Here is a 23,574-nt window from a genome sequence, read left to right on the forward strand (position 1 = left end):
ATCTATCCTCCATGCAAACTTTCCTCCTTTACATGATCAAATCTTCAACAATTCTGATCGTATTATTGACCTATTATCAATTTTTCCTGAAAAGACAGACTTTCTTTAATCTGAACCGGATTTTTTTGCTAGGCGTATTGATCCTATCGGCATTGCTTCCCTTTATTTCCATTGAAATAAACCGGAACGATATGATCGGTTTTCCCACTCTCGCCTCAGTCAGTGAATTGTTGGAGGAAAACCAGATAGGGAAAAGCAGTCAAAGCACGCTTATTACAGCCACAGAACAGCCGATCCCTATGATTCCCCTACTTTATGGGATCGGAGTTGTGTTTTTTTTCCTTCGTTATTTAACCACTCTATGCCGGCTATACTTATTCGTTCATCGAAATCCACGCAAACGATTACATGGATTGTATATGATCCAAATTCAGGAAGGCCTACCTACTTTCTCCTTCTTTAATTATCTGTTTATCAACCCCCACTCTTTGAGTCAGGAAAACAGACGGAAAATATTTGCACACGAAAAAATTCACATACAACAATGCCACAGTCTGGATTTGTGTATAGCCGAGATCATCTGCATCGCCAATTGGTTCAATCCTTTTGTGTGGTTAATAAAACAGCTTATTCTCGAAAACCACGAATATATCGCCGATCAACAGGTTATCCGTAAATATAAAATCAGCGGATACCTTGAATTACTCATTCAGCAAAGTCTGAAAGGAGTCTTTTCTTTTACGAACTATTTTTCGTGTTCGAATCTAAAAAAAAGAACCATTATGTTGACCAAAAAACAATCCCGCAAATTCCAGATGATCAATTATATTCCGGCATTTTTATTAGCCGGAATGCTATTTTATCTCTTCTCTTGTAAAAACATGTGCGAAAAACCGGAGTCGCCGGAGCTTCAAGTTTTTCAGATTGTAGAGAATATGCCTCAATTTTCAGGCGATCTCTCCAAGTGGGCGACACAAAATATCAAATACCCTTCAAAAGCGATCGAAGCAGGAATCGAGGGGAAAGTGTATGTCAATTTTATTATCGACTCGACAGGTCGGGTCGGACATGCTGAAATACAACGAAGTACCCAGTCACTATTGAATGCCGAAACCTTAAAAGGAATCGAGGCCATGCCCGATTGGATTCCGGGAAAACAAAGAGGAAAAGCGGTGCGAGTAATTTATACCCTGCCTGTTACTTTCAGTCTCAAAGACCAAGCCGGCAACTTCGCTCCGAAGGTTACCATAATTCCTCCCCATAACGAGGCCAAAACACCGACATTAGTGAAAGATTCTTCTGAAACAGAAAACAGTACGGAGGTTTGCATATTTCAGGTAGTTGAAGAGATGCCCGAATTTGCAGAGGGAAACGTGGCGGAATGGATCATGAAAAATATCAAATATCCGAAAGAAGCAATAGAAGCAAATATTACAGGTAAAGTCTTTGTTCAGTTCGTTATTGAAAAAGACGGAAGCATTACAAATGCTAAGATCGCCAGAAGTGCATCTACTCTGCTGGATGCAAAAGCTTTACGAATTGTAAATAATATGCCCCAATGGATCCCGGGAAAACAAAGAGGTAAAGCAGTCAGAGTCGCTTACACTTTACCCATAAGCTTTTCATTGGAGTAAGATAGAAAGCGTATTATTTTTTTTCCTATCTTTGCTTTATAATTGTAAAAATTAATAGAGTAAGCATATGAACGAGGAAGTAAAAATGTACATGGACGAGGCCAAAGAACAAATGCAAAATGCATTGGTCCACCTCGAAAATGAATTGGCGAAAATCAGAGCCGGCAAAGCAAACCCCAAAATTCTGAACGATGTTCTGGTAGATTATTACGGATCACCGACTCCATTGTCACAAGTAGCCAATATCACGGCTCCGGATCCACGTACAATTGCAGTTCAGCCTTGGGAAAAAAATATGCTTGGCCCTATCCAAAAAGCCATTATGAATGCCAATCTGGGATTTAACCCGGATAATAACGGAGAAGTTGTCCGGATCAATGTACCGCCCTTGACTGCCGAGAGAAGAAAAGAACTGGTGAAACAATCGAAAGGGGTCGGTGAAACCGCCAAGGTAAGTATCCGGAATGCCCGTCGCGATGCTATCGACGAATTCAAAAAAATGGTGAAGAGTGGTCTGCCCGAAGATGAAGCTAAAGATGCCGAAGATGAAGTTCAAAAGATCACAGACAGCTATAACAAAAAGATAGATGAAATCCTGACCGCAAAGGAAAAGGATATTATGACCATCTAAGATTTTCTGTCAAAGACAGAAAATAGATTAGCGGAACTACGTTCCGGATTGGTGTCAGACCTTCGGTTTTTCCGATCAGTGCATCTTCGATGCTGATTAACGAACTCTCGGTTCTGACTGAATATTCGATCCGAAACGTAGTTTTTTAATCAGTATTTCGCAGACCAGAGATCAGAGGTTTCACTGATCTTTCTCACTCTCTCCAAATCCTCGGGCGTATCGATTCCTACCGATTCGTGATCGGTGAACCTTACCGCAATCTTATAACCGTTCTCAAGCCAACGCAATTGTTCCAGAGATTCTGCCTTTTCCAGTTTTCCCTGAGGCAAAGCTGTAATCTCTCGTAATACTTCAGGCCGGTAAGCATACATGCCCACATGTTTGTAAAAAGGAATCACAGCACTCCATTCTCCTTGCTCTTTTCCCCGGCAATAAGGAATGGCAGAACGGGAAAAATAAAGAGCGGTCTGCAGAGACGAGCATACCACCTTAACCTTATTGGGATCGAAAATATCCGCATTCGTGTCGAATTGTTTTGCCAAGGTAGCGATCTGAATCCGGGGATCTTCAAAACAAGCGATCAAAGCACGTACCTGATCGGGTTGAATAAAGGGTTCGTCTCCCTGTATGTTGACAACAACATCATAAGTTTTTCGGTAATCAGCCACAATATGCCGGTAGGCTTCGCAACAACGGTCGGTTCCGCTCTTGTGGTCGGCAGAAGTCATCACTACTTTTCCTCCGAACCCTACAACCCGGTCGTATATCCGCTGATCGTCCGTTGCGACAAAAGCGTCTTGTGAAACCAACTGTGCTTTTTCTACCACATGCTGGATCATCGGTTTACCACCGATCTCAGCCAAAGGTTTACCCGGAAAACGAGTCGATGCATAACGCGCCGGAATCAAAATTAAAACATTCATTCAATTATTCTTTAGCCGGTTCACGCCCCTCTTTTTTTGTCATTTGGCAATTGCCATTGAATATCACTCCCGGTTCGATCGAGAGTACAGATGAAACAATATTTCCAATCACTTTGGCGGACGATTTCAGTGAAACCGTCCCGGAAGCTTGTATATCACCAAGTACAACCCCCAATACGTCTACATTGCAGCAATCGATGTTGCCTTCAATCTTGGCCGTATTACCAACCACTAATCTCCCTGAAGTAATGATCTTACCTTTTATGATTCCGTCGATCCGGATATCGTTCTTTGTTTTTATATCACCTACAATAACCGTACCTTCGCACAACAAATTGACAGCATTTCCAGGATTCTCTTTACCCATAATAATCACCTTAATTTATTTCGACGCTTTTTTAATTTCAATCCTTTCCTGATGGTTGCACCAAGCGTTATTTCGAGTGTATCTGTAATCAAGCCACCTTCGATCACAGCATCTCCTCCCATAACAGTTTTACAGGCCACACATACATTACCTGTAATAGTGCCGTTGATATATAATTCATCGCAATCCACATCTCCGTCGACCTTCCCCCCTTTGTTTATGATCACCAGTTTTCCGGCATGTACATTTCCTTGAATCATACCATCCAGGTATACACTCTTATCGGTCTTCAAATTACCGTCAATTCTGGTATTTTCCAGTATCCGGTTCCCCTCATATTCAATATCAAAACGTTCCTGATTCATAAACTATAAATTCACATCGAAGATATAACAAGTAATTGAAATATAAAAGCGACTTACACGGCTTTTTTTAGTTCCCCAAAAAATTCGTTTTTTCTGTAGTTACAAGGGGTACAGGAGTTAAGTCTACACTTCGTCCGATCAACTGCCGGCATTAAAAGGTTTCAATTATAGACTTTATAAACTTCTTTGGCTATAAAAAAACCGGCTTGAAAATTCAAACCGGTTTTCCATATCCTTTTTCCAACTTTACTTCTTGGGATCGTAAGCCCATTTCAGCCAGATAGCTCCCCAGGTAAATCCCGCACCGAACGCTGCGAGAATCAGATTATCTCCCTTGTGTAACTGATTTTCCCATTCGTACAGGCACAATGGAATCGTTGCAGAAGTGGTATTTCCATATTTCTGGATATTCACCATAACTTTAGAAGGATCGAGTCCCATACGATCGCCGGTAGCAGAGATAATACGCAGATTTGCCTGATGGGGCACCAACCATGCGATATCGTCGGCGGTCAGGTGATTTTTTTCCATAATTTCTGCTGCGGTATCGGCCATTTTCGTTACGGCATGTTTAAATACGAACTGGCCATCCTGAAAAATAAAATGTTCACGGTTAGTAACCGTTTCTATGGAAGGAGGATTCAGCGATCCACCGGCTTTCATATACAAATGGTCGCGTCCCATACCATCCGAGCGCAGGATGTGATCCATCACACCAAGCTCTTCTGCTGTCGGTTCGAGCAATACAGCTGCAGCAGCATCACCAAACAACGGACAAGTCTTACGATCCGTATAATCGGTGATCACGGACATTTTCTCACATCCGACAAATACCACTTTTTTATATCTACCACTTTCTACATACTGAGTAGCAGTAACCAAGCCAAAAAGGAATCCGGAACAACCTGCATTCAAATCAAATCCGAAAGCATTCTTCACTCCAACCATATCGGCAATAATCTGCGCATTAGCAGGGAAATGCATATCCGGTGTCACTGTGGCACAAATCAACAAATCTACTTCTTCCGGTTTGGTTCCGGTTTTCTCGAACAGATCTTTTACGGCTTGTGCACCCAGCCAGGCACTTCCTTTCGTCGGATCTTTTAAAATTCGTCTTTCTTTGATCCCTACCCGGGTCATGATCCATTCATCAGAGGTATCCACCATCTGGCTCAATTCCTCATTGTCGAGGATATAGTCGGGATAATATGCCCCTACTCCGGTTATTATGGCTCTCAGCCTATTCGTTTGCATAACTATAAATTTAAATCAGAGATTACCCCCGCACACGCAAGGGTAAGTTTCATGAATTATATAAACAACCATAGCCCCCTAGGGCTTAGGAGGCTGGCTGTGTATGATTCTAAAACAATCCTTTTCGTGTCAAGATTATGCTACTACTGCTTTCTCAATAGCCAACTTTCCTCTGTAATATCCACATTCAGGACATACTGTATGATACTGTACAGCAGCACCACAGTTAGAACACTTAGCAATAGCGGTTACCGTAATCGCATCATGCGTTCTTCTCTTATTTCTTCTCTGTTTTGAGGTTCGATGTTTCGGATGTGCCATTTCTTTATTATTTATTTAGTTATTAATTAATTTTTTCAATTCATTCCATCTCGGATCTATTGGTTTATCATCTTCTTCTATCACATATTCATGCAACACTTCCTGCATATCTTCGTCGCATTCTCCTTCGGGATGCACTACCCGCATCGGGTAATTCAACATATAAGTTTCATAAAGATACGAACTTACATCCAAATAGTCATCCTCCGGCGACAATATTATATAATCATCTTCGTTCCCTTCTTCCCGTCCGTTTTGTTTTACATACAAATTCATAACACCGGACACCGGAAGATTTACTTCTCCTAAACATCTGTCGCAGGTTGCTTTTACCATTCCTTCGATCGTTATACGTACTTCCATTAAAAGTGAACTCTTCACGATCAGTACGGTAGCTTTGACTTCTCCCCGGGTTCCTTTCGTTGCTTCAAAACAATCGAAGAATCCCTCATCCATGATGAACTCAAAAGAGTGTTTTCCCTCTCCTAATCCTCTGAATGCTATCTTATATTCTCTCAATCTATCCACAAGCCTTGACGTAAAACGGCGCAAAGATAATACAAAAACTAGAAACAAAAAACGAAAGGCTAAAAAAAAGACAGAGTTAACTAAATTAACTTCTTCAATACTGGTGTTTTAACTGTCTTTATTTCTGTCTTCGCCTGATCGTCGAACCGTTCGAAAATACATTATCTATATTTCCCGCTTTCTTCCATCATACTCAGATAGCTCACATAACGGCTCTCACTGATTTCGTCTTGCTCCACAGCTTCCAACACAGCACAACCGGGTTCATGGGTATGGGTGCAATTATAAAAGCGGCATTCTCCGGACTTCGCGAATATTTCCGGGAAAAAATGCGACAACTCCTCTTTTTTCAAATCGATAATTCCAAAACTTCGTAATCCCGGAGTATCGATAATGAAACCGCCCTGTTTCAATGGAAACATTTCAGCAAAAGTGGTGGTATGCTTCCCCGAATCGTGGGCATCCGAAATTCCTGCAGTTTTCAGGTCCAAGCCAGGCTCAATGCAATTGACTAAAGAAGATTTCCCCACTCCCGACAAGCCGGAAAGCACGGTGATCTTGTCTTTCAGTAAACTCCGGATTTCATCGACGTGTTCACCGGTTTCTGCCGATACGGCATAACAAGGATACCCGATTTTACGGTAAATCACCGTCAATCCCCCTAACATTGCCTGATCTTCGGCATCATACAGATCCGTTTTATTAAAAACCAGTACGGCAGGAATATTATAAGCTTCTGCAGTTACCAAAAAACGATCGATAAATACGGTAGAAGTCACCGGATGATTAACAGTCACCACCAACAAAGCCAAATCGACATTTGCTGCAATAATATGCGACTCTTTGGACAAATTCGTCGATCTACGGATAATATAATTACGTCTCTTTCCTATTGCCGTAATAACATAGCCTTCACTTCCTTCTTCCAATTCCACCTCATCTCCGACAGCTAACGGATTGGTCGTTCGGATTCCTTCCATCCGGAATTTCCCCCGAATACGGCATTGCACCATATTCCCTTCCTCCAATCTTACCCAATACCAACTACCGGTCGATTTTACGACAATTCCTCTTTTCATCTTTTTCGTCCAAAATTATCATTTTATACCTGCAAAGCTATAAAAATAAACCTATTTTTGCGTCGACAAACGAATCAATTGTTATCGCTCTATGAAATTAGTATTTGCAACGAACAACAAGCATAAGCTGGAAGAGATCAGCCATTTATTAGAAGGCGAAGCCGAAATCGGCTCGCTTGCGGAAATCGGTTGCCAGGAGGATATCCCGGAAGATCACGACACTCTGGAAGAAAATGCCTTGCAAAAAGCCCGATACATCAAAGAACATTACGGGTACGACTGTTTTGCGGATGATACGGGGCTTGAAATCGAAGCACTGGATAAGCGTCCCGGTGTATATTCTGCCCGCTACGCCGGTCCTGCAAAAGATTCTGTCGAAAACATGAAGAAAGTACTTCGCGAAATGGAGGGGATATCCGATCGGAAAGCTTGTTTCCGTACGGTTATCGCTTTAATTCAAGGAAAAGAAGAGCACCTGTTCGAAGGAAGGGTAGACGGCAAAATATTAACCGCCCAACAAGGAGAAGCCGGTTTCGGATATGACCCGATTTTTCAACCCGAAGGGTTCGACCTCAGTTTTGCTGAAATGCCTATGGACGAAAAAAATAAAATCAGCCATCGGGGAAGAGCTATTCAGCAATTAATCGCATTTTTGAAAGAGCAACACAACAAGTGAAAACTCAAAAATGGAAATTGTTCAGGGAATCATATTAAAAACCAGCCCTTACTCGGAAACTCAGAAAATTATCCGAATCTATACGAAAGAAAAGGGGTATCTGTCCATGATATCCCCTTCGGTCGTATTCAAAAGAAAAACCAAAACTGTCCATCTCCTGCAAATCAGCGAGATCGAATTTTTCGAGAATGAAAAGAGCGATTTGCACAAACTCCGTCAAATCTCTCCGATCATCAACCTGCCCGAGTTATATTTCGATATTTTCAAGATGAATATCCTTTTGTTGTGGGGAGAAATTCTGAACCTGATTTTAAAAAATGAAGGGAAAAATGAAGAGCTGTTCGATTACCTGACCCATTCCATCGAATACCTGAACTCGACCCATAACGACATCGGAAACTTTAACCTTTATTTTCTCTATCGTCTGGCCGGTTTTATCGGTTTTCGGATCAACACTTCTTCATGGCAGGAGAATTACGTTTTCAATATCAACGACGGGAGCTTTTATCCTTCCGATCCGGCCACTCCGTATATTTCGGGACCGAATACCGCTAAAATCATTTACCAGCTATGTACTTGTCCTCTGGCCGAAATAAAAGCCATTCCTCTCAACCGGCAATCGCGCAATATTCTATTGGATGTTATCCTGCTTTTTTACAGCATCCATCTGAATATCAATTTCAATATTAAAAGTATACAGGTTATCCGGGAAGTTTTTGCCTGAACATTCCCGATATTTCCCCAACAGTCGATAGAAAAATACCCTTCGTCTATAATATTTGGTCAAATTAAAAAAAGAAATAAACTTTGAAGTTGAGAAATTGTCTTAAAGTTCAGAGTGTTGTTAAAAAAAATGTTATTTCCCCGTCTGATTGGAAAGAATATTTTAAATATTTTATAAAATGAGAATATTGCAGTACAAAGTTAACATCTTTTATTATATTTATCGTCAAGATTTGCAAGTAGAGCTTTAAAAACAGGAATATGAATATCAAAATCCAAGATTTGACCAAGGTTTACCCGGATGGTCATAAGGCGTTAAACGGCTTGAACCTGAATATAGAACCCGGCATGTTCGGTTTACTGGGGCCTAACGGAGCAGGTAAAACGACGTTGATGCGGATTATGACTCTTTTGCAAAATCCCTCTTCAGGTACTATTTTTTTCGATGATTACGATATTTTGCGCGATCGTAAGGCTATTCGTTCTGTTTTAGGCTATCTACCTCAGGATTTCCGTTTTTTCGAAAAACTAAAAACCTGGGAATTTCTAGACTACGGGGCAGGACTGGCGGGAATAAAAGGCACCCGGAAAAGGTCGGAAATCGTCGATGAGATGCTGAGAAAGGTCGGTTTGTATGAAGTCAGGGACCGTTGGGCTAACCGGTTGTCGGGTGGTATGAAAAGACGTCTTGGGATTGCACAGGCGATCATCGGTAATCCGAAAGTCATCATCGTCGATGAACCGACGACAGGTCTGGACCCGGAAGAACGAATCCGGTTCAGAAATATCCTTTCGGAAGTCAGTGATAAAGATGTCATCATTATCTTATCCACTCACATTGTGGGGGATATATCCAGCACCTGCAAAAAACTGGCCTTACTGAACAAGGGAGAATTGAAATTCGAAGGTTCTCCGGACGATATGATTGAATTAGCCCAGGGGAAAGTATGGGAAATCTTCGTTACCGACCCTGAATTGCAGCAAATCAAGGAAAAATATCCGATCATTTCTACTATTCCTTCGGAAGGAGGCTGGGAGATCCAAATCGTAACCGAAAAATTGGAAGGTTTCGACGGCAAAGCCATTATCCCCAATATCGAACATGCTTACGTCTATTTTATGGACTATCTGCTAAAGGATAAAATGGACATGTATAGCGAAAAAATCGGTGGAGACCTATTTAATTAATAATGTATTAATGTTTTGATATGAATTTAAACCATATAAATGTTATTGCCCGATACGAAGTAAAACTGGTGAAACGAAGCTGGTTATTTCGTATTTTTGCCATACTCGCGCTGCTATTTATCTCTGCCATTATGTTGGGTTATCAAACCGGTATCGTCAACCGGATGGATAATCTTTGGCCGAGAATCGCCGTTTCTTCACTGATGCCATTCTGTAACACTTATTTTTATAATATCGCTCAATCGGTCATCGTCGTATTTCTGGCCGGCAGCTTCCTGAAAAGAGACAAAAAACTCGATACCGCCGAAGTCATCTATGTCCGGCCGATGAGTAATGCCGACTATATTGTCGGTAAGACCTGGGGTATTGTAAAGGTTTTCATTACACTGAACATTATCACCTTATTATTTACGGCTTTTTTAAACATACTGATCAATAAATCTCCGTTCGATCTGTTTCCATATCTATTCTATTTATTGACGATTTCGGTACCTTCCCTGTTGTTTGTCCTGGGTTTATCCTTTACGGCCATGTGCATCCTTAAAAATCAGGCGGTCACTTTCATCGTAATGCTGGGAATTATCGGCACTGTTTTCTTTTACCTGACCGATACGTTATATGGGGTATTCGATTTCTTCGGAGTAAATATCCCGGCCATATTTTCAGATGTCACGGGACATGCCGATCTCCGGCTTTTTTTACTCCAGCGGTTTTCTTATCTACTGGCAGGAATCGGCCTGATCAGCATGACCATCGCTCTGGTGAAACGCCTGCCTCACAAACCGTGGAAAATAGCTGTCGTATATACTTTTAGCTCACTATTTCTATTGGCAGCCTGTCTCGGAGGATTGTTATACATCCTGCATTATAATCATCAGCTCGATCTCCGTAATCAGTACATCATGACATTCGATAAATATGCAGATGTCCCGCATGTCGACTTGCTGGTCAACGATATTTCGGTTACTCCTCAAGGACACAGACTAGCAGGAAAGAGTACGGTAAAAGTAGCCAATAACAATGCAAAGCCTCTGGATAAAATTATTTTTTACCTTAATCCGGAGCTAACGGTTACCTCTGTAGAAATGGCCGGGAAAAACCTGCCCTTCCGAAGAGATCACCAGGTTATCGAAGTAGATCAACCCATCCAGCAGCAAGAAGAGCTTACGTTGACGATCAACTATGAAGGGAAAATCAGTGAAAATATTTGTTATACCGATGTCCTGACAGAAGATTACCTGGATACTAAAGTCCCGCAGGTATTCTGGCGTTTCGGTAAACGTTATGCATGGCTGAGTAATACCTTTACCCTATTGACTCCCGAATGTATCTGGTATCCGGTAACCATCGCCCCCGTTAACCCGGGAGCTCCGTACAATGTCAGGAAGAATTTCACAGACTATACACTTACCGTTCATTATGAAGGCGACAAGACCGTTTTGTCACAAGGCAAAAGTAAGATCGACGGTTCGGTCATCACCTTTACGAATACCTCCGCTTTGCCCGGAATCAGTCTAACCATCGCCGATTATGATAAAAAGGCTTTACGGGTAGATTCCACGGATTACGAGATCTATTACTTTAAAGGCCACGATTATTTTTCAAAATACTTCGAACCCTTATCCGATACCTTGCCCGGAGTCATTCGGGAAGTAAAAAACAGCCTGGAAATAGAGAAAGACCGGGATTATCCTTTCGGAAAATTTGTCTTAGCCGAAACCCCGGTACAATTTGCCACTTATGCCCGTAACTGGAAAGGTTATACCGAATATGTCATGCCTGAAATCCTCTTCGTCCCGGAACGAGGAATTTCTCTAGGCCAGGATTTTGAGGCAGAAAGAAGACGGATGAATGAATGGGGACGGCATGGGGGCCCTATGGACGAAACGGAACAAAATATTTCCCTCTTCAATCGTTTCGTGAGCTCTTTAACCTCCGAAAACAGCCAAAATGGCTGGAATCCGGACAATAAACTGATCAATAAATCCAATATCACTCCGATGTTGTTCGGACATACGAACTACATCAGCTCTCCCGAATATCCGGTAATCGACATCGCAGTCAACAACATGATGAATACTTCTTCCGATCAGGGCTTCCGTTTCTGGGGAGGTATCATCAACGACAAACAGCGAGCCAACCTCTATCTGGAATCACATAGTTTCGAGACAGCGATCGGAGATACCGAACTGAAGCCGGAAATTTTCTATGAATTGCTGAAATTGAAAAGTGCAGCATTGAATAACTATATCACTTCCCAGATCACACAGGAAGATTTCAATAAATTCCTAAAGGCATTTTTTACTAGCCGTCAGTTCCAGAATATACCGTTCGATACACTCCGATACGAAATAGAGAAGAGGTTCGGGATTCGGTTGTCCGATTTTATCGACACCTGGTATACGGCCTCCCATACCCCGACCATCTATATCAAGGATGTGGATGCCAATCAAATTGTGTTGGATGAGTTTACCAAATACCAAATTAAATTCAAGGTCAATAATCCCTCCGACATAGATGCTATCATCAGTACGGAAGTCATGCAAGGCGGAGGAGGCGGTATGCGGCGGGGAGGCGGTATGAGTTTTGAAACGGAGAAAAAAAATTACATTATTCCGGCCGGAGAAGCCCGGGAAATCAAGATTATCAGTGACGAGCGCCCGGCCAATATTTCGATAAATACCAATATTTCACACAATCTACCGACATCGCATAATTTCAATTTTTCTAAAATCGACAATACGATCAGCGATACTACTTCGGGAATTTATCCGATAAACCCGGATGTCTTCAAGCCGAATCCAAATGAAATCATTATCGACAATGAGGATCCGGGATTCAGGACGATCGCCTCGAATAACCGGCATAAACTGAAGGATCTTTTCAAGAAAAAAGATGACGAAAAGTATAAGAATTTTATGCCCTGGTGGATGCCTTCCCAATGGACGGCCATAGCCGCCGACTATTGCTACGGTGAAACGATAAACTCTGCGGTTTATAAAAATAAAGGCAGTGGGGCCAATGCCGTAGAATGGAAAACGGAAATCCCTAAAGACGGTTACTACGAGGTGTCCATCTGGAATGCAAAAATGTCGGGCAGAATGTTTTTTATGGACAGACGCCGCGGTCGTCACAAAGAGGAACGTAATCAGACTTATACCATCCAATACGATAAAGAGAAAGAATTGGTGACACTGGACCTGGATGAAGAAACCGAAGGATGGGTTTCGATCGGGAATTTCTATCTACCTCAAGGAGAAGTCATCATCACTTTGACAGATAAAGTTTCCGGAGATTACGTCATTGCAGACGCCGTTAAATTTACAGCCACAGAAGAATAACAAACGAATAACCCGATAAACGCAGACAATATGCTTAAACAAACTTTGGTCCTCGGTCTTTTAACCCTCAGCGGGTTATATAGTGCGCATGCACAGGAAGTACTTACACTCGAAAAAGCATTGAACACGGCTTTCGAACACAGTCCTTCACTGATTCAAAGCAAACTCAGCCTCGAGCAACGTCAATTGAATCTAAAAGCTCAGGATGCTTCCCTGAAATCACAATTTTCATTGGATGTCACTCCTTTCAGGTATACCCGTAACAACCAATACGATAATTTCAACAGTAAATGGTATGCCAACGAGACCAAAATGTCATCGGCTTCATTCGGTATCACGCAACCCATAAAATGGACAGACGGAACCATCTCTCTATATAATGACTTTTCCTGGCAGGACGCTTCCAACAGGACTTCCGGTGGCAACAATACCTCCTTCAACCATAATCTGTCTTTACGTATTTCGCAGCCTTTGTTCACTTATAACAGGACAAAGATGCAGCTCAAAGAACTGGAATATGCACTCGAAAATGCCAAAATCAGTTATGCCCTCCAACAATTAAGTATCGAAAAAAACGTCACCAGCCAATTTTACGATGTATATCAAAAACAAAAGGATCTGAACATCTCCCGGGATGAATACAACAACCAGAAACAAAACTACGATATCATCAAAAATAAGGTCGAAGCCGGGCTGTTAGCCAAAGAAGAACTTTATCAGGCGGAAGTCAATCTGGCGAACAGTGAATCCACTGTATATTCGAAAGAGATCAGTTTTGAAAATGCGAAAGACAATTTCAAGCTTTTACTGGGAATGTCGCTGGATGAAGATATCGCGATACTGTTCGACAATAATATTCCGACAGTCGATGTCAATATTAACGATGCAGTTAAATACGCCCTGGATCAACGCATGGAAATCCGCCAAAAACAGATTACCCTGGAACAGGATGTATTTTCGATTATCCGGACAAAAGCAGAAAGCGAATTCAAAGGTGATTTAAGTGTCCGGGTAGGTATGGATGCCCTGGCCGGAAAAGTAAAAAATATGTACGACAAGCCCACCGACAACGAAGAGGTTGGCGTAACCCTCACCATTCCGATCTTCGATTGGGGGGCTAAAAAGGCAAAAGTAAAATCCAGCCAACTGGCTATGGAATCGGACGAAATCAGCCTCGAAGAACAGAAAAAAGAGATTGTCATCGATGTCCGCCAGATTTGCCGTAACCTGCCGACGCTGATCCGTCAAATCGAAATCAAAAAGAAAAGCATTGAAAATGCAGAACGTACCTATGAAATCAATCTGGAAAAATATCGCAACGGTAATCTGACCGGTATGGACTTACAACAGTTCCAAAACCAGTTGACTACTGCCAAACAAGATTATACGAGCGCTATTATCAGCTACAAAATCGAGCTCTTGAACCTGAAAATCCAAACCCTTTGGGATTTTGAAACCCATAAAAGTTATTTACCTGTAGATCTATTGAAATAAAAATAACCCTATAAGTCCGTTAACAAGTAAAATCACGATAATCATGAATAAGAATTTTAAAATCCTGGGAGCTGTTATGTTAGGATTCATGTCGTTTTCCTGTAATAACAATCAGGGAAATAACTCTTCTGAAGCCACTACCCCAGTATGGGTCGAGGACGTACAACTCAGAAACATTGAGGAATATATTACAACAACCGGAACAGCAAAGGCAGCTAAAACGATAGAAATAAAATCGGAAACCAACGGAGCTTACTACTTACAGAAAAATCCGAAAACCGGTCGTCCTTATCAGCTGGGTGACATCGTCGAAGCCGGAGCTGTCATCATCCGTCTGGAAAATAAGGAATATGAAAACAACGTGCAGTTGGAAAGTAAGAAATTACAAATCCAGATCACCGAGAAGGAATGGGAAGGTCAGAAAATCCTGCTCGAGAAAGGCGGAGCAACCGAAAAAGACGTAAACAACGCTGAAAACTCTTATATCAATGCGAAGTTAGCCTTGGAAAACGGTTATATCACTTTAGAAAAACTGAGTATCAAAGCTCCGTTCAAAGGAGTTATCGTCAATCTTCCCTACTATACTCCGGGGGTAGAAGTCGCTTCCGGTAGTGTGATGGTCGGCCTGATGGATTATAGTAAAATGTATGTAGAAACCCAATTCCCTGAAAACACATTGACCAAACTGAGAATCGGACAGCAAGTACATATCACCAATTACAATATCAAATCGGATACTTTAAGAGGCATACTGACTCAGTTATCTCCGGCCATCAACGAAGAAACCCGTACCTTCTCGGGGTATATCGAAATCGATAACCCGGATTTAAAACTTCGTCCGGGTATGTTCGCCAAAGCAGATATCGTCACAGTACGGAAAGACTCTGTCATCTCTATTCCCAAAGATATCATTAAAAACCGCCGGGGAGGTAAATTAGTATATACGGTCGACAGAAACAGTGCCGAAGAAAAAGTCATCCATACCGGTATCAGTGACGATAAATACATCGAAGTAGAAAAAGGACTCGAAGCCGGGGACAAGATCGTCGTGAAAGGTTACGAATGGTTACGTAACCGGAGCAAAGTAAAAGTGATGAAGTAACTGTATTCACGACAGTCTGAAAAATTCTTTGTCGGTAAACGTCCAAATTGGTAAACGATTAAATTATGGGAATTACAAAATTTGCAGTAAAATACCCGGTCAGTGTATTAATGATCACACTGGGGGTATGTCTGCTAGGAATCATATCATACAATAAATTGGGAACAGATTTATTTCCCGATTTAAAAAATCCGGCTTTATATATCGATTTGCAAGCCGGTGAGCGTCCACCTGAAGAGATCGAAAAACAGTTTGTAGAAAAAATAGAAGCTATGGCAGCACGCCAGGAAGGTGTGAAAGACGTCAGTAGCAGCAGTAAGGTAGGAGGAGCCACGATTACGGTGGAATACGACTGGGATCAGGATATGGATGCCGCCTTTTTGGATTTGCAACGCAGCATGTCTCAAATCGCTCAGGACGAAGAAATCACTTCCCTGAATGTTTCCCGCTACGATGCCAATGCCACGCCGGTCATGATCATTTCCATGAGCCATAAAGAAATCAAGGATATGAACGAACTCCGGAAAATAGCAGAAAACTATATGCGGAGCGAACTGGTCAGACTGGAAGGTGTGGCCGATATCCAACTCAACGGCCAGGAAAATGCTTTTGTGGAGGTCAAAACCGACTCTTATATGCTGGAAGCTTTCAACCTGACTGCCGAAACGATCGCGTCGAAAATAGAAAGTATGAACCGGAATGTTTCGGGAGGTACCATTGTAAACGACGACATCCAATATACGGTAAAAGGGGTGAATTTATTAAAAGACCTGGAAGACATCGGGAATATTATCGTTGCTTTCAAAACCCCCGGTAGTACCGACACCGAGTCGGGGAACAGCTCTACCGTGAAAGCTCCGGTATACCTGAAAGATGTTGCCAAAATCGAACTAAAAAATAAAGATCCTGAAAATCTGGTGCGCTACGATGCCGAACGTAGTCTGAGTATCAGTGTCTACAAAGAGAATAAATACAATACAGTGAAGGCAGTTGAAAATATCACTGCCAAACTGGAAGAATTGCAGAAAAGTATGCCCGGTTATGAATTTCACGTCATCAGTAACCAGGGAGATTTTATCGGAGCTTCGATCGGGGAGGTCAAGGATTCTGCCGTTATGGGTATTTTATTGGCCATGCTGGTATTGTACGTTTTCCTGCGCCGCATCAATACAACCTTGATCGTCAGTGTTTCTATTCCGGTGTCCATCATCGCTACGTTCAATTTGATGTACTTCAACGGATTGACGATCAATATCATGACACTGGGGGGATTAGCCCTGGGAGCCGGTATGTTGATCGATAATGCCATTGTTGTCATGGAGAATATTTTCCGGAATCTGGAAAACGGCCTTTCCCCCAAGGAAGCGGCTATCAAAGGAGCTTCGGAAGTTTCAGGGGCTATCACGTCTTCAACCCTCACGACCATAGTGGTATTCTTACCTATCGTTTACATCCAGGGAGCTGCCGGAGAACTTTTTAAAGAACAGGCCTGGACCGTTTCGTTCTCTCTATTGTCTTCTCTTTTTGTTGCGGTATTGTTAATCCCGATGTTAGCTTCACAATATGTGAAAGCACCTGCCAAAAATCAGGCTTCTTTAAAAATCAAAGGATACGGTCAGTTTGTCGGTAAACTTTTGAAACACCGGTACGCTGTCGTCCTGGCCGCGTTAGTGGTCATGATCGGAAGTTACCTGCTGCTCCCGTTGATCGATAAAGAATTTATGCCTAAAGCAGATTCCCGGGAATTTTCGACTTACATCACTCTGGAACCGGGAACCCGTCTGCAAAGCACGGATAATGCGGCCGCTACCATCGAAAATATGATTATAGAGTTGGCAGGAGACGATCTGGAATGGATTTTTACTCAGGTTGGACCTTCGACAACAACCGAAAGCCAAACGACTAGCGGGAAACTCGAAGGCGAAAATCAGGCAGAGGTAAAAGTCAAATTGAAAAACAAAGCCAAAGCCGATGCAGATTATATTATCAGTAATCTGAGTCATAATTACACGATTCCCGAGGGCGTGGAGATATCGTTCGAAAAGGAACAATCTGCCTTACAAAGCATCCTCGGAACGGAAGGAGCTCCTGTAATTATCGAGATTAAAGGGGAGGAACTGGAAATGATCGACGAACTCAGCACGGAGGTAAAGGAGAAAATAGCCTCTATCCCCGGACTCTACGATATCAAAACTTCTATGGAACAAGGAGCTCCGGAAGTCAACATCTCTATCGACCGGTTGAAAAGCGGGATTTACGGGGTAGATATCGCTTCGGTGGCCAGTCAGATAAAAGAAAAGCTGAACGGGAAGACGGCCAGCAATTTCGAATCCGAAGGTGAACCGATCGATATCGAAATCAAAGTACCGGAAGTATCGCTCGATGAATTGCAAAATGTTGAAATCGTACAAGGAGAAAAGAAATATCGTCTGGGTGAGATTGCAGAGGTTTCGATTACGACAGCTCCGAAAGAAATCAACCGTAGCAACCAAAACCGGATCGGTAAAGTCACCGCAATGCTCGAAAAGGGCTATACATTAGGCAGTGTCACTCCGGAAATCAAAGCACAGTTGAAAGATATCCAATTCCCTGCTAAATATTCAGCACAAATTACCGGAGAAGAAGAGAAACGGGCCGAATCGTTTCAAGGTTTGTCCTTTGCTCTGATACTATCTATCGTATTGGTATATATGGTGATGGCTTCTCAATTCGAATCCTTGCGTCATCCGTTTACCATCTTGCTGACGATCCCGTTGGCCGGAGTAGGCTGTATTTACGCATTTTTGCTAGCCGGAGCCTCTTTGAATATGATGGCTTTTATCGGTATCATCATGCTGGCAGGTATAGCTGTCAACAACTCCATCTTACTGGTAGATGCAGCCAACAGGCTCAAGGCAGAAGGATTCGCTCTGACAGAGGCCATAAAAGGAGCCGCCCAACAGCGTATCCGCCCGATCATCATGACCAGTCTGACTACTATTCTGGCTTTATTGCCGATGTGTTTCGGATTCGGAGAGGGTGCTTCACTGCGATCCCCTATGGCTTTGGCGGTGATCGGCGGTCTGTTCACTTCTACCCTGATGACATTAGTAGTGATCCCGTGTGTTTACTACATTTTTGACAAAAAAGTCAAAAACGTAGAGAAGATTTGAAAGGCATTTTCGAGCTTTTGACATTTTTGATTCTAAATAAGAAAAAATGAACAAACTAATAAATCGTAAAGTACTGATTTCGATGATCTTCATCGGTTTGACCATGATGGGGTTGTTTTCGTACAGGTACTTACTGATGGAATTATATCCGGATGCGGAGTTCCCCTCCCTGAATGTAACTATTTCCACCAAGACCGAGCTGGATCCGAAGTACATCGAGAGTCAGGCAGCTATTCCGGTAGAAGGCGTAATCAGCGGCTTGGAAGGCGTCGAGGATATAACGACATTGATTTCCAATAGGAACGCCCGTATCACTGTTTCCTTTACCAAAAATACAAATGTCAAATATGCTTACCTGAAGCTGGAAGAAAAAATCAAAGCGATCACCAAAAGTATTCCGGAAGACTTCACCATCCAGGTCAATAAAGCCGGTAGCGGAATGGCCAGTGATCAGTTTATGACTCTACAGATTCTGGGAGACGACGATGTCGATTATGTCCGGAATATCACCGATATCGACATTGCTCCCATCCTTGAAAGTACGGATGGAATAGCCTCGGTCACGGTCATGGGCGGACGTCAGAAGAGCATCGAAATCCTTCTCGACGATGAAAAATGCAAAGCGCTCAATATCACCGCATCACAAGTCAGCTCACTGATCGGCAAGAATATGTCTGAAAAGACCTTCGCCGGTTCGGTATTTCAGGATAACAAACGTTTTTTTGTCAACGTTACGGCAGAATATCTCGCGACAGAAGACCTGGGAAACATCGTTGTATCCGAAGGTCCGGTATTGTTGAAAGACATCGCCGACATCAATTTCGGCATTAAAGAAGAAGAATCCTATTCGCGGGTGAATGGGAAAGAAGTTATCACCTGTGTTATTTCCAAATCTCCGCTGGTCAATATCATCGATCTTTCACAGCGGGTACGGGAAGAAATCGCCCAGTTGAATGAAGAACTGGCTACCAAAGGAGTTTCTATCAAAGTCGATACGGACACAGCCGAAACGATGAGTGAAAACATCAACACCATCATCAATCTGGGTTTGACCGGAGCAATTCTGGCTATTTTCATTCTCTACCTGTTTTTGCGAAACTTCAAGATCGTCACTTTCATTGCCGTGGCAATCCCCATTTCGGTATTCTCTGCTTTTTATTTCTTTTACTTTTTCGGTATCAGTATCAATACACTGACTTTAACTGGTATAGCCCTCGCTGTGGGCATGTTGTTGGATAATTCGGTCGTCGTCATGGAGAATATCTTCCGGTTGCGTGCGATCGGAGTCAATAGTCAGGAAGCAGCGGTAAGGGGCACTCAGGAGGTGGCCAAAGCGGTTATCGCCGCCACTCTGACTACGATCACTGTATTTCTTCCTTTCCTGTTTTCAGACGATTTTATCCTGAAGCTGATCGGTGAACATATCGGCGTGTCGATCATCACGACTCTTATCCTGTCGTTGGTCGTGGCTTTGCTACTGATCCCTATGGCCGTCAATCAATTCATGAAAGGCCAGGGCGACCGGGTAAATTTCAGTACATTATCGATTCATAGCCGGCCGGTACAGATTTATATCGCTTTACTGAAAATGTGCCTGCGCAAACCGGCAGCAGTCGTATTTACTGCGATATTGGTATTGATCGTCACGGTAGCTTTATCTTTGACACTGACCATGAATACGTTAAAAGAAATCGAAGCCGATACGTTCAATGTCTATATGACTTTCCCCAATGGGAATACCCTCAACCGGACAGACGAAACGATAAAAGCTTATGAAGAACGCTTGAACGATATCCAGGAAATCGAACAATACAGTACAAAGATCTATTCCACGGATGCCAGTGTCACCATCAAACTAAAAGAGGACTTCGAAAAGATCAACAAAAAAACACTGAACGAACTCAAGAGTACGATTCTATCCCTCTCCGATGGGTTAAGAGTCAGCGATATCAGCCTCGAAGCTATCGAGAGCAGCGAAAACTTCCGGGGTGGTGGCAGTTCACTCATGGGAGGTGCCGACCAACTGATGAAAAAAATGGGTATGGGTACCCAAACGGAAAAAATTGTCATCAAGGGCCAGGATTTCGAAAAAATGGCTAACCTGGCCGAGTTGCTCAAATTCCAATTGGAAGAATTGGACAATATCAGCTATTCATCGGTCAGTTCATCCCGGGGAAAACCCGAAGCCAGGATCATGTTCGACCAATATCTGATGGGAATCAATGATGTAACTCCGAATAATGTCGTCACCGAGCTCAATAATTTCGCCCCCCAAAATACGACTTCGATCAAATACAAAGCGGGAGATCAGGAGTACGATATCATCATCAAAGACAAACGGCTAGCCGAGAAAAAAGAAGAAGAAAACCAGGATCCGGTACGTACGCTGGAAGACTTGCGCAATATGCAAGTCACCAACACGAATAATTCCCTTACCGAATTACGTAGCTTCAGTAATATCAACCTTACCCGGGGACAAGGAAACATAAACCGGGTCAACCAGGATAAAGAAATCACGGTGAACTACCGGTTCAATTCCGATGTAAACGAATCGAAGAATATTCTGGAAGCCGCAAGGACAGAGATAGACGAACTGGTGCAGAATACCGATATTCCTACCGGCATCGCTGTCGAGGTGGTACATGAAGAGGACGAAACCAGCGAATTCACTTTTCTGATTCTGGCTGCTTTTGTGATCATTTACATGATCCTGGCGTCTGTTTTCGAATCACTTACAGCCCCGATCGTATTGATGTTCGCTATTCCCCTGGCTGCCATCGGTTCCTTACTGGCCTTATTGTTTACCAGCAATTCGTTGATGAATGCCAATGTATTGATCGGTGTCATTATCCTGATCGGTATCGTCGTCAACAACAGTATCATCCTGATCGACTACACTTCGCAATTGCGGCGACAGGGTAACCGTAAACCGCGAGCCCTCATCATCGCCGGAATCTCGAGGGTACGTCCTATCCTGATCACAGCCATCACCACCATCGTGGCCATGTTCCCGTTAGCCATGGGACAAGGAGAATTTGTATCAGGACTCGGAGCTCCTTTCGCCATCACGGTGATCGGAGGATTGACCATGAGTACATTATTGACCCTGGTGATTATCCCCACCCTATATTCCGGTTTGGAAGAAGCACTTCATCGGCTGCGTACCCAGAGTTTAACCCTGAAGATTATTCAACTCACCCTTTTGATCCTGGCAGTCATCGGCATAGTGATGATAACCGACTCGCTGATATGGCAATTGGGTTACTTTGTCGGAGCCATTATACTGATACCGGCAGCCACCTGGTTTATGGAGACTAGTCTGCGTCAGGCCAACAGCCGGATTATCCCTCCGGATCAGGAAATCCATATTTCAATCCGTAATCTGGTGAAGATCTACGGCCGTCCCAATGAATTTCAACGGGAATGGCAATCCGGCCAACGTGTACGGGAACGGCTGGGATTAAAGGAAGAATACCGGCAATGGTCGGATTTAAAACCTTTGGTATGGATGTTACCTATCACCGGCTTCCTGATTTATTTCACCTATTTCTATCAAACATTGACCTTCTGGGCCATCATTTTTGCCGTCTGCACCTGGATGTTGCTGACAAAATTGATTGCCATCGGAGGTGAATATTTTAAAGCTCATGAAATCAAAAGCTTGAGCTGGTGTATACGGGTATGCGGAATCTTCATTTATTACTTTTCGCCCTTGTTTACGCTCATATGGGCTTCTATAAAATTCTCGGATTCCGGCATGGCTATTTTACTCGGTCTCCTTTGGTATGTCGCTATAGTTGCCCGCTATTTATCGGACCGGATCCACAAATACAATATCAACATCGATATGATCGACGGTCGGTTCAGGGAATTGAAAAAAGGAGTATATAAGATCGCCACAAAAATTCCGATGATCGGATACAAGAAAAAACCGTTCAAAGCCTTGAACGCCGTCTCTATGGAGATCCATACCGGTATGTTCGGTTTGTTAGGACCTAACGGTGCAGGTAAAACCACCCTTATGCGTATCATCTGCGGCATATTCGAGCAGAGCTATGGAAAAATATTCATCAATGGCATCGATACCCAGAAAAAACGGGAAGAATTGCAGGGATTGATCGGTTATCTGCCTCAGGAATTCGGTACTTACGAAAATCTGACTTCCTGGGAGTTTTTGGAATATCAGGCTCTCCTGAAAGGAATTTATAATCCCAAAACCCGGAGCAAACGGATCACAGAAGTGCTCGAAGCGGTTCATATGTATGAAAACAAAGATAAAAAGATCGGAGGTTTCTCAGGAGGTATGAAACAACGGATCGGAATTGCACAGACTTTGCTGAACCTGCCCCGCATTCTGGTTGTCGATGAACCGACTGCCGGATTGGACCCCCGGGAAAGAATCCGTTTCAGAAATCTTTTGGTAGAATTGTCGCGCAACCGGATCGTTATTTTCTCTACCCACATTATCGAGGATATCGCCAGTTCCTGTAACCAGGTGGGTGTTATCAACAAAGGGTCGTTGAAATATCACGGAACTCCTTCCGAAATGGTGGAAATTGCTAAAGATGTGACATGGACTTTCGAAATTCCGGCCCGGGAATTTGTAAAATTGCCTTCCGACCTGTTATTGGTACATCATATCCGGAACGGAGAGAATATCAAAGTCAGGTGTCTGTCGGAGACCCAACCGGTTCCCAATGCCGTACATACTTCTCCTCTACTGGAAGACTCGTATCTGTGGTTGTTGAGGAATGTAAAATTAGCTAATCATGAAAATATCATCACTCAATAGACTT

17 protein-coding genes are annotated in these 23,574 nt (G+C 42.9%); 10 read left to right on the forward strand and 7 right to left on the reverse strand.

The features are described from left to right. Positions 1-11: 11 nt before the first annotated feature. Together WS42_RS00695 and frr are read left to right on the forward strand one after the other, a co-directional pair. Positions 12-1,634 carry a M56 family metallopeptidase gene (locus WS42_RS00695; protein WP_022159290.1) on the forward strand — a complete coding sequence of 541 codons (1,623 nt, stop codon included), beginning with the start codon at positions 12-14 and terminating at the stop codon, positions 1,632-1,634. Positions 1,635-1,701: 67 nt separating this feature from the next. Then, entirely contained in the window at positions 1,702-2,265 is a 564-nt protein-coding gene (gene frr, locus WS42_RS00700; protein WP_013612689.1) for a ribosome recycling factor, read from the forward strand. Positions 2,266-2,414: 149 nt separating this feature from the next. On the opposite strand, the gene kdsB is transcribed toward frr, so the two are convergent. From kdsB to rsgA, 7 genes are all read right to left on the reverse strand, one after another. Then, a complete protein-coding gene (kdsB, locus tag WS42_RS00705) occupies positions 2,415-3,188 on the reverse strand; it encodes a 3-deoxy-manno-octulosonate cytidylyltransferase (protein WP_022159289.1) in 774 nt (257 codons plus the stop codon). Between the two features lie 4 nt (positions 3,189-3,192). Further along, a complete protein-coding gene (locus WS42_RS00710; RefSeq protein ID WP_013612691.1) occupies positions 3,193-3,555 on the reverse strand; it encodes a bactofilin family protein in 363 nt (120 codons plus the stop codon). A 5-nt stretch (positions 3,556-3,560) separates the two neighbouring features. Continuing rightward, positions 3,561-3,920, reverse strand: a complete 360-nt coding sequence (locus tag WS42_RS15195; RefSeq protein WP_013612692.1) for a bactofilin family protein — start codon at positions 3,918-3,920, stop codon at positions 3,561-3,563. Positions 3,921-4,166: 246 nt separating this feature from the next. Continuing rightward, positions 4,167-5,174, reverse strand: a complete 1,008-nt coding sequence (locus WS42_RS00720) for a beta-ketoacyl-ACP synthase III (RefSeq protein ID WP_013612693.1) — start codon at positions 5,172-5,174, stop codon at positions 4,167-4,169. A 135-nt stretch (positions 5,175-5,309) separates the two neighbouring features. Beyond that, entirely contained in the window at positions 5,310-5,495 is a 186-nt protein-coding gene (gene rpmF / locus WS42_RS15200) for a 50S ribosomal protein L32 (RefSeq protein WP_013612694.1), read from the reverse strand. Positions 5,496-5,510: 15 nt separating this feature from the next. Next, positions 5,511-6,023: a YceD family protein gene (locus WS42_RS00725; protein ID WP_013612695.1), complete on the reverse strand. Its 513-nt coding sequence runs from the start codon at positions 6,021-6,023 to the stop codon at positions 5,511-5,513. A gap of 161 nt (positions 6,024-6,184) precedes the next feature. Then, entirely contained in the window at positions 6,185-7,102 is a 918-nt protein-coding gene (rsgA, locus tag WS42_RS00730; protein ID WP_013612696.1) for a ribosome small subunit-dependent GTPase A, read from the reverse strand. A gap of 91 nt (positions 7,103-7,193) precedes the next feature. Here rsgA and WS42_RS00735 point away from each other — a divergent pair, with 91 nt between their 5' ends. The 8 genes from WS42_RS00735 to WS42_RS00770 all read left to right on the forward strand — a co-directional run bounded on the left by WS42_RS00735 (position 7,194) and on the right by WS42_RS00770 (position 23,570). Then, on the forward strand, positions 7,194-7,778 hold the full coding sequence (locus WS42_RS00735) for a non-canonical purine NTP diphosphatase (protein WP_013612697.1): 585 nt from the start codon (positions 7,194-7,196) through the stop codon (positions 7,776-7,778). A gap of 10 nt (positions 7,779-7,788) precedes the next feature. Further along, complete coding sequence (gene recO, locus WS42_RS00740; protein WP_022159287.1) at positions 7,789-8,502, forward strand: DNA repair protein RecO; 714 nt, start codon at positions 7,789-7,791, stop codon at positions 8,500-8,502. A 260-nt stretch (positions 8,503-8,762) separates the two neighbouring features. Next, positions 8,763-9,689 carry an ABC transporter ATP-binding protein gene (locus tag WS42_RS00745; RefSeq protein WP_022159286.1) on the forward strand — a complete coding sequence of 309 codons (927 nt, stop codon included), beginning with the start codon at positions 8,763-8,765 and terminating at the stop codon, positions 9,687-9,689. 20 nt (positions 9,690-9,709) lie between these two features. Then, positions 9,710-13,030, forward strand: a complete 3,321-nt coding sequence (locus tag WS42_RS00750; RefSeq protein WP_046450637.1) for a golvesin C-terminal-like domain-containing protein — start codon at positions 9,710-9,712, stop codon at positions 13,028-13,030. Positions 13,031-13,060: 30 nt separating this feature from the next. Continuing rightward, a complete protein-coding gene (locus WS42_RS00755) occupies positions 13,061-14,524 on the forward strand; it encodes a TolC family protein (RefSeq protein ID WP_022159284.1) in 1,464 nt (487 codons plus the stop codon). Positions 14,525-14,567: 43 nt separating this feature from the next. Beyond that, positions 14,568-15,626 carry an efflux RND transporter periplasmic adaptor subunit gene (locus WS42_RS00760; RefSeq protein ID WP_022159283.1) on the forward strand — a complete coding sequence of 353 codons (1,059 nt, stop codon included), beginning with the start codon at positions 14,568-14,570 and terminating at the stop codon, positions 15,624-15,626. Positions 15,627-15,691: 65 nt separating this feature from the next. Then, on the forward strand, positions 15,692-18,778 hold the full coding sequence (locus tag WS42_RS00765) for an efflux RND transporter permease subunit (RefSeq protein WP_022159282.1): 3,087 nt from the start codon (positions 15,692-15,694) through the stop codon (positions 18,776-18,778). A 46-nt stretch (positions 18,779-18,824) separates the two neighbouring features. Further along, complete coding sequence (locus WS42_RS00770; protein ID WP_022159281.1) at positions 18,825-23,570, forward strand: efflux RND transporter permease subunit; 4,746 nt, start codon at positions 18,825-18,827, stop codon at positions 23,568-23,570. Positions 23,571-23,574: the final 4 nt, after the last annotated feature.

Origin of the sequence: Odoribacter sp. N54.MGS-14, assembly GCF_000980295.1 — a bacterium.
GTDB lineage: Bacteria > Bacteroidota > Bacteroidia > Bacteroidales > Marinifilaceae > Odoribacter > Odoribacter splanchnicus.

Bases quoted from the DNA above. Each gene is read 5' to 3' on its own strand.
- WS42_RS00695 (WP_022159290.1), top strand. From the start codon at position 12: ATGCAAACTTTCCTCCTTTACATGATCAAATCTTCAACAATTCTGATC.
- frr (WP_013612689.1), top strand. From the start codon at position 1,702: ATGAACGAGGAAGTAAAAATGTACATGGACGAGGCCAAAGAACAAATG.
- kdsB (WP_022159289.1), bottom strand. From the start codon at position 3,188: ATGAATGTTTTAATTTTGATTCCGGCGCGTTATGCATCGACTCGTTTT.
- WS42_RS00710 (WP_013612691.1), bottom strand. From the start codon at position 3,555: ATGGGTAAAGAGAATCCTGGAAATGCTGTCAATTTGTTGTGCGAAGGT.
- WS42_RS15195 (WP_013612692.1), bottom strand. From the start codon at position 3,920: ATGAATCAGGAACGTTTTGATATTGAATATGAGGGGAACCGGATACTG.
- WS42_RS00720 (WP_013612693.1), bottom strand. From the start codon at position 5,174: ATGCAAACGAATAGGCTGAGAGCCATAATAACCGGAGTAGGGGCATAT.
- rpmF (WP_013612694.1), bottom strand. From the start codon at position 5,495: ATGGCACATCCGAAACATCGAACCTCAAAACAGAGAAGAAATAAGAGA.
- rsgA (WP_013612696.1), bottom strand. From the start codon at position 7,102: ATGAAAAGAGGAATTGTCGTAAAATCGACCGGTAGTTGGTATTGGGTA.
- WS42_RS00735 (WP_013612697.1), top strand. From the start codon at position 7,194: ATGAAATTAGTATTTGCAACGAACAACAAGCATAAGCTGGAAGAGATC.
- recO (WP_022159287.1), top strand. From the start codon at position 7,789: ATGGAAATTGTTCAGGGAATCATATTAAAAACCAGCCCTTACTCGGAA.
- WS42_RS00745 (WP_022159286.1), top strand. From the start codon at position 8,763: ATGAATATCAAAATCCAAGATTTGACCAAGGTTTACCCGGATGGTCAT.
- WS42_RS00750 (WP_046450637.1), top strand. From the start codon at position 9,710: ATGAATTTAAACCATATAAATGTTATTGCCCGATACGAAGTAAAACTG.
- WS42_RS00755 (WP_022159284.1), top strand. From the start codon at position 13,061: ATGCTTAAACAAACTTTGGTCCTCGGTCTTTTAACCCTCAGCGGGTTA.
- WS42_RS00760 (WP_022159283.1), top strand. From the start codon at position 14,568: ATGAATAAGAATTTTAAAATCCTGGGAGCTGTTATGTTAGGATTCATG.
- WS42_RS00765 (WP_022159282.1), top strand. From the start codon at position 15,692: ATGGGAATTACAAAATTTGCAGTAAAATACCCGGTCAGTGTATTAATG.
- WS42_RS00770 (WP_022159281.1), top strand. From the start codon at position 18,825: ATGAACAAACTAATAAATCGTAAAGTACTGATTTCGATGATCTTCATC.